The organism is Stenotrophomonas sp. UBA7606, assembly GCF_002477705.1.
Classification (GTDB): Bacteria; Pseudomonadota; Gammaproteobacteria; order Xanthomonadales; family Xanthomonadaceae; genus Stenotrophomonas.
This window is the reverse complement of the sequence record NZ_DLJW01000036.1, coordinates 1-7,768: the sequence shown is the minus strand read 5'-3', so window position 1 is coordinate 7,768 and position 7,768 is coordinate 1. Positions and strand designations below refer to the sequence as shown.

Sequence of the window (7,768 nt, the reverse complement as noted above, 5' to 3'; positions counted from 1 at the left end):
CCGCAGAAGCTGGTGGTGGAAACCGAAAGCATCACCGCCGAGCGCGTGCGCCAGCGCATCTACTTCCCGGCCGACGAAGAAAAGCTGCCGCTGCTGATCGGCCTGCTGTCGCGCAGTGAAGGCGCGCGCACCATGGTGTTCGTCAATACCAAGGTGTTCGTCGAGCGTGTTGCACGTGCGCTGGAAAAGGCCGGTTATCGCGTTGGCGTGCTGTCCGGCGACGTGCCGCAGAAGAAGCGCGAGAGCCTGCTCAACCGCTTCCAGAAGGGCCAGCTGGAAATCCTGGTGGCCACCGACGTGGCTGCGCGTGGCCTGCATATCGACGGTATCAAGTACGTCTACAACTACGACCTGCCGTTTGACGCCGAAGACTACGTACATCGCATCGGTCGTACCGCACGTCTGGGCGAAGAGGGTGATGCGATCAGCTTCGCCTGCGAGCGCTACGCGATGAGCCTGCCGGACATCGAGGCCTACATCGAGCAGAAGATTCCGGTGGAATCGGTGACCAGCGAGCTGCTGACCGCGCTGCCGCGTCCGGAGCGCGCACCGCTGCCCGAGGGTGAGGAAGGCGAGAGCGTGGGTGCGATCTTCCGCGAAGCCCGCGAGCAGAAGGCCGCTGACGAAGCCCGTCGTGGCGGTGGTCGCAGTGGTGGCAAGCCCGGCGAACGCCGTGGCGAGCGCAGCGCCGATGGCAAACCGCGCGGCCCGCGCAAGCCGCGCAGCGAAGGCGCCCCGGGCAATGCCGACGGCTCGCCCAAGCCGCCGCGTCCGGCCGCCGAAGGTGCGCCGAATGCTGCCAACAGCCCGGCAGTGGAAGGTGAACGCGCACCGCGCAAGCGTCGCCGTCGTCGTCACGGCCGTCCGGTGGAAGGTACCGAGGCAGCCGCCGCCGTTGCACCGGCAGTGGCCAGCAATGGCCCGGTGCAGTTGCAGGTCAAGTCGATGCGCGGCGGCAACGACAGCGATTCGTTCCTGACCCGCCTGGGCCGCAAGATCCGCCGGATGTTGTCTGGCAGCTGATAGCCGCGATCGCCGCGAGCCCTTGTAGTGCCGAGCCATGCTCGGCAGGGGCATTACCGATAAAGCCCCTTGCCGAGCATGGCTCGGCACTACAGCCCCTCCCATTGCGTAGCAAAGGGGAGGGTTGGGGAGGGGCGAGCTTTTTGCCGGTTGATGCAATCCCGGCTTCGCGGCTTGCGCTGCTCCCACCGGCCGGATGGCTGATAAAGCCCCTTGCCGAGCATGGCTCGGCACTACAGCCCCTCCCTTTTGCGTAGCAAGGGAGGGTTGGGGAGGGGTGAGCTTTTTGCCGGTTGATGCAATCCCCGTTTCGCGGCTGACGCCGCTCCTGCAGCGTGGCCGGCAAAGCCTGTTGCCGAGCATGGCCCGGCACTACAGGTAACCCGTCACCTGATCGGCATCCCCCGCAGCCCGCCCGCGCTCCTGCATAATCGGCAGGATGAACGTCCTGCGTTTTGACAATGTCAGCAAACAATATGCCGGCGGCCACCAGGCGCTGCTGGATGTCAGCTTCGAGGTGGCCGGCGGCGAAATGCTGTTCGTCACCGGGCACTCCGGTGCCGGCAAGAGCACCCTGCTCAAGCTGATCCATCTGAGCGAGCGGCCCAGCCGTGGCGCGGTGATCTTTGGTGAGCGCAACCTGCTCAAGGTGCGTGGCGGCAAGGTCGCCCTGCATCGGCGTGAGGTGGGCGCGGTGTACCAGGACCATCGCCTGCTGGTGGACCGCAGCATCGGCGAGAATGTCGCCCTGCCACTGTTGCTGCGCGGTGACCGCCGTGCCGACAGCAGCAAGCGGGTGCGTTCGGTGCTCGAGCGCATGGGGCTGGGCCATCGCGAGAAGGCGCTGCCCAGCGAACTGTCCGCCGGCGAGCAGCAGCGCGTGGGTATTGCCCGCGCCATCGTGGCCGAGCCCAAACTATTGGTGGCGGACGAACCCACCGGCAACCTGGACCCGACCCTGGCCGCGGAAATCATGGCGCTGTTCGCCGAGCTGCCGGCGCGCGGCACCAGCGTGCTGGTGGTCAGCCATGACCTGGCGCTGATCAAGCAGATGCGCAAGCGCGTGTTGATCCTCGACCACGGCCGCCTGGTCGATGACATCTCGCCGCACGATCTGGCGGAGTGAACGAGCACGATGAGCAAGACAGCCAATACTGAAGCGGCCGCGCCCTCGCGGCTGGGCACCTGGATCAACCATCACCTGCACAGCGTCGTGTTCAGCCTGGGGCGCGCCGTACGCAAGCCGTGGGCTACCGCCTTGACCGTGGCGGTGATGGCGCTGGCGCTGGCGCTGCCACTGGGCCTGTCGATCGCCCTGGACAACCTCAAGGTGTTCGCGGGCAGCGTGCAGCAATCGCGCGACATCAACCTGTTCCTCAAGCCCGCCGTGGATGCAGCCGCGGCGCAGGCCCTGGCCACCACCATTGGCCAGCGCCCGGAAGTGGCAGCCGTGGTGCTGCGCAGCCCCGACGAGGGCTTGGCCGAACTGCGCCAGACCGCGGGTCTGGGCGAGGCCATTGATGCCCTCGGTGAGAACCCGCTGCCAACGTTGTTGATCGTGACCCCGGCCGAGGGCGATGACGCGGCCCTGGCCAAGTCGCTGGAAGCGCTGCCCGAGGCCGACCTGGTGCAGCATGATGCGCTGTGGCGGCAACGCCTGGACGGTTGGCTGCGTTTTGGGGCGCGCCTGGTGCAGGTGCTGTCGGCACTGTTGGGGCTGGGTGCGGCGCTGGTGGTTGGCAATACCGTGCGCCTGGATATCCAGGCCCGGCGCGAGGAGATCGGCGTGCTGCAGCTGCTCGGCGCCAGCGACGGCTTCATCCGCCGCCCCTTCGTCTACCTCGGGGGCTGGTACGGCCTGGGAGCCGGTGTGGTGGCCTTGGGGCTGATCGGCATCTGCGGGCTGGCCCTGCGCGCGCCGCTGGCGGAACTGTCACAGAGCTATGGCAGCCCGTTCGTGCTGCACGGGCTGGATGCATTCCATTCGGCAATGGTGCTGGTGGCCACCACGATACTGGGCTGGTTGGGCGCATGGCTGGTTACCGGCCATTTCCTCAGGCAGACTCGACCGACTGAAACCTGAGGCACGCATGGCCACGCAAGAGCTCAAGCACCTGATCAGCGATGCCCCGCGGGTAATGGTGGTCGATGGTTCCAAACTGGTACGGCGTCTGATCAGCGATGTGCTCAAGCGCGAGCTGCCCGATGTGGATGTGATTGGCTGCGCCAGCATCGAGGAAGCACGGCAGGCACTGGCTGACGGCCCGGTGCACCTGGTCACCACCTCGCTGGCATTGCCCGATGGCGATGGCCTGGCACTGGCACGCAGCGTGCGCGAAGCCGCCGGCCAGGCCTACGTGCCGGTGATCGTGGTCTCCGGCGATGCCCAGCAGCACCTGGAGCAGCGCCGTTTCACCGAGTACGTCACCGACTATTTCGACAAGGCCCTGGGGCATGAGGCCCTGGCCACCTTCATTCGGGGCTATGTGCAGCCCGAGCCGGTGGAAGACGCCACCGTGCTGTATGTCGAGGACAGCCGCGTCGTCGCCGAGGCCACCAAGCGCATGCTGGAGCGGCACAAGCTGCACGTAGTGCATGTGCTTACCGCCGAGGATGCGTTCTCGCTGCTCACCGCTGAATCACTGGGCCGCACCACGCGCCCGGTGGACCTGGTGCTGACCGACGTCACCCTGAAGGGCGAATTGAGCGGCCGCGACGTGGTCGAGCGCATCCGCATCGATTTCGGCTATGGCAAGCGCCGCCTGCCGGTACTGGTGATGACCGGTGATGGCAACCCGCACAACCAGTCGGCATTGCTGCAGTCCGGGGCCAATGACCTGGTGCAGAAACCCATCGAAGAACGCCTGCTGGTGACCAAGGTGCTGTTCCAGCTGCGGCTGGCGCGCATGGCACAGCCGGCCGTGATGCTGTGAGCCAGGACGGCAACAGCATCCAGCTGGAAGCAAGCTGGAAGGCACGCATAGGTGATTGGCTGCTGCGGCCGGAGATGCGCGAGTTGTCGGCCTTTCTGCGCAAGCGCAAGGCCGATGGAGTGCAGGTGTTCCCGCCCGGCCCGGAGATATTTGCTGCCTTCAACACCACCCCGTTCGAACAGGTGAAGGTGGTGGTGCTGGGCCAGGACCCCTACCACGGTTACGGCCAGGCGCACGGCTTGAGCTTCTCGGTGATGCCGGGGGTGCCGGTACCGCCGTCGCTGCTCAACATCTATAAAGAGATCGAGGCCGACCTGGGCATCCCACGGCCGGACCACGGCTGCCTGCTGCCGTGGGCACGCCAGGGGGTACTGCTGCTCAACGCCGTATTGACGGTGGAGGAGGGCAAGGCCGGCGCGCACCAGGGGCGTGGCTGGGAGGGCTTCACCGACCATGTGGTGGACGTGCTCAACCGTGAGCGCGAGGGCCTGGTATTCCTGCTGTGGGGTGCCTACGCCCAGCAGAAGGGCAAGGTCATCGATACCCGCCGCCACCGCGTGCTCAAGGCCCCGCATCCCTCGCCGTTGTCGGCCCATCGCGGCTTCCTCGGCTGCCGCCATTTCTCGCAGACCAACGACTATTTGCAACGCCACGGGCAAACCCCCATCCGCTGGGACCTGTCCTGAGTTTTGCGCGGATTTCTGTCGTAGCAGTGCAAAAAATGTGATGCGCGTCAGCTAAATCGGCGGTTTTCCGCCTCGCGCGGCCCCCCTTGCGGTGGTCTTACGACAGTGTGTTCCTATGTCGCCGCGAATGCTGTGCAGCGTGCATGGCACGCCGGTCCCGCACCGGTGCAGGGGGCTATATGTTCAAGCAAATCAACGGGCGCGCTCGCGCCGGTCTGTCGTGCGTGCTCCATCTGCTGCACGCACAGCCCTTACACCGTGCTGCCCACGCGCTGGCAGCCGCCGTCGTGCTGCTATGTGTCACCGTCATGGCAGCACCGGCGATGGCACAGACAGTGAGTTTGACGTCGGTCAGCCCCAGCACCTATAGCGCGAAGGGGCAGGAAATCACCTTCATCTTCAACGTGGACAGCAACAGCACGCCCATCACTGGCGTTACCTTCAACGGTGGTGCGCCCAGTACGTTTGCCAGCAGTAACTGCAGCACCATCACCTACACCGGCACTTGCACGGCCACCTACAAGATCAGCGACGAGGACATGGTGCAGGGCCGGGTGCAGGTGTCGCCTTCGTTCCAGATGTCGCGCGCGGCAGGCGATGGCACCCATTATCAATGGGCCGCTGGCACTGTCTCCACGCCGTCTGCGCCGTTCTGGATTCTTGCCAATGCCACGCCGTCGGATCCGGGTAATGTGGCCGCGGTTGCCGGTGTGGGTTCGGCCACAGTCAGTTTCTCGCCTTCCAACGTGCCCGGCGGTACGACGGTGACGTATCTGGTCATGTCCACCGACTTCACCGCGATGGCGCAAGGCAATAGCAGCCCCGTCGTGGTTACAGGACTGACCCCGGGTAAATCGTATGAGTTCAATGTGCAGGCAATGAGCGCGGGATACTCCAGTTTGCAGGTGGGGCCCAGCAATCGGGTAATACCTATCGCGCCGAATGTAAGCATTGCGGTCTCCCCTGCCGCGGTACGCGAGGATAGCGGCACGGCGTTGGTTTACACCGTCACCCGCGATGTTGCGCTGACAACACCGACCACGGTGAACCTGACTTTTTCCGGCACCGCCACCGCTGGCATTGATTACAGCGGGAATGTGGCATCGGTAACCATTCCGGCCAACGCCAGCAGCATCACGTTGCGCCTTGTCCCGGTTGCAGATGCCACCGCAGAGGCAGATGAAACCGCCACGGTCAGCGTGGCCGTCGGCAGTGGTTACACCGTAGGCAGCCCGAGTTCGGCTACCGGCACCATCGTCAATGCCAACCCAACCACGCTGACGATAAACGATGTCCGCCTGAACGAAGGCAATGCAAACCAGACGGACTTTGTCTTCACCGTGAGCCTGAACCAGCCCGCCGGCGCAGGTGGCGTAAGCTTCGATTACGCCACTGCCGATGGCACCGCAACAGCGGGCACCGACTACGTCGCCGCTTCAGGCACGATGATTATTCCAGCGGGTAGCTCCAGCACGACCATTTTCGTGAAGGTAAATGGCGATGCCGCCTACGAATCCGATGAAACCTTCTTCGTCAACCTGAGCGATGTGTCGGGTGCCACAACGGTTGACGGGCAGGGTGTGGGCACAATTCTAAATGACGATCCTGTCCCTGTACCTGCGATCATCAGCATTTCACCCGCCAGCGGCCCTGCCGCCGGTGGTACGGCCGTCACCCTGACCGGTACCAATTTCAGCGGTGCCACTGCGGTGACGTTTGGCGCCAAGAGTGCCGTCAACGTTATCGTCAACAGCGCCACTTCCATCGCCGCCACGTCGCCGGCCGGCAGCGCAGGCACCGTGGATATCACGGTGACGACCCCAGGCGGCACCAGCACTATCAGTGCGGCGGACCGGTTCACCTATGTCAGCAGGCCGAACGCCGCCGCAATTACTGTGGCGCATGTTCCTTACAACAGCGGCGTCGTCTCCATCCCCGTCGATACCAGCAACCATGTCACCAGCGTGGCGGTAGCCGCGGCGGCCAGTCACGGCACCGCCGCAGCCAGTGGTAACGCTCTCACCTACATTCCGGCAGCGGGGTACGCGGGGCAGGACAGTTTTACCTATACCCTTACCAACGTCGCAGGCACCTCCACACCGGCCCGGGTGACGGTGATGGTATTGCCACCCACCATCACGGTAAGCCCCCCCACCCTGCCGGCGGCCGTGGTGGGTACGAGTTACAGCCAGACTGTCAGCGCCAGTGGTGGTGCCGCGCCCTACCGCTATGCGCTTGTTGGAACACCGCCGAACGGGTTGACACTCAGTTCCACCGGTGAGCTGTCCGGTATGCCAACGACACAGGGCACCTTCAACTTTGATGTGGAGGTGAAGGATTCGAGCATCGGCAGCAACGCGCCGTTCTTGAAGACCCAGAGCTATTCGCTGACGGTGTTGCCGCCGCTCACCGTGACGTCCATCACCCGCGTGGATGCTTCGCCGAGCAATGCCAGCAACCTGCGTTTCCAGGTGAACTTCTCCGAGCCGGTCAGCGGCGTTGATACAAGCGACTTCAGTTTGACGCGGACCGATACCGCCAGCGGTATGGTGCAGTCAGTATTGGTATCGGGTGCAGGCGAAACGTATACATTGCAGGTGGGCAATGTCTCCGGCAACGGCACCCTGCGGCTGGATCTCAACGCCAGTGGTACCGGTATCCGGGGAGTGATGTTGGGCAATGCCATCGACGCTGGCTTCACCGGTGGGCAGGTTTACACCGTCGATACGACCGGACCGGAGGTGACGTCCGTGAGCGTGCCTGCGGCCGGCCGTTACCAGGCCGGAAGCACATTGGATTTTGTGGTCACCTTCAACGAAGTGCTGGTCGTAACCGGGACGCCGCAGCTGGCCCTGATGGTAGGCGGCAGCACCGTGTACGCCAACTATGTCGCGGGCAGCGGTACGTCGGCGCTGATCTTCACTTATGCCGTGGCCAGCGGTGACCGTGACGACGACGGTATTGCAGTAGGCGCACTGGGACTCAATGGCGGCAGTTTGAAAGATGCGGTGGGCAACGATGCCCACCGGACACTTAATAATGTGTCCGCCACCAACGGCGTGCTGGTGGGATTGATGACGCAGGCGATCACCGGTTTCACAGCCACTCCGGCCAATCCGGTGTTCT

The 7,768-nt window shown here is 64.5% G+C and carries 6 protein-coding genes; all 6 read left to right on the top strand.

Annotated features, from left to right (window positions below; all coding sequences use genetic code 11):
• Positions 1-1,023 (top strand): ATP-dependent RNA helicase RhlB (gene rhlB / locus B2527_RS05460; RefSeq protein WP_293706521.1); only part of this gene is annotated, 1,023 nt, incomplete at its 5' end.
• Positions 1,024-1,462: 439 nt separating this feature from the next.
• Positions 1,463-2,149, top strand: coding sequence for a cell division ATP-binding protein FtsE (gene ftsE, locus B2527_RS05455; RefSeq protein ID WP_293706520.1), 687 nt, complete (start codon positions 1,463-1,465; stop codon positions 2,147-2,149).
• A 9-nt stretch (positions 2,150-2,158) separates the two neighbouring features.
• Complete coding sequence (ftsX, locus tag B2527_RS05450) at positions 2,159-3,106, top strand: permease-like cell division protein FtsX (protein ID WP_293706519.1); 948 nt, start codon at positions 2,159-2,161, stop codon at positions 3,104-3,106.
• 7 nt (positions 3,107-3,113) lie between these two features.
• On the top strand, positions 3,114-3,956 hold the full coding sequence (locus B2527_RS05445) for a response regulator (RefSeq protein WP_293706518.1): 843 nt from the start codon (positions 3,114-3,116) through the stop codon (positions 3,954-3,956).
• The gene (gene ung / locus B2527_RS05440; RefSeq protein ID WP_293706517.1) at positions 3,953-4,642 is read left to right on the top strand and encodes a uracil-DNA glycosylase; all 690 of its coding nucleotides are present in this window, start codon (positions 3,953-3,955) and stop codon (positions 4,640-4,642) included. Before B2527_RS05445 ends, ung begins: the two co-directional genes overlap by 4 nt.
• Positions 4,643-4,821: 179 nt before the next feature.
• Positions 4,822-7,768: Calx-beta domain-containing protein (locus B2527_RS05435; RefSeq protein WP_293706516.1), on the top strand; the 2,947-nt coding region annotated here is incomplete at its 3' end.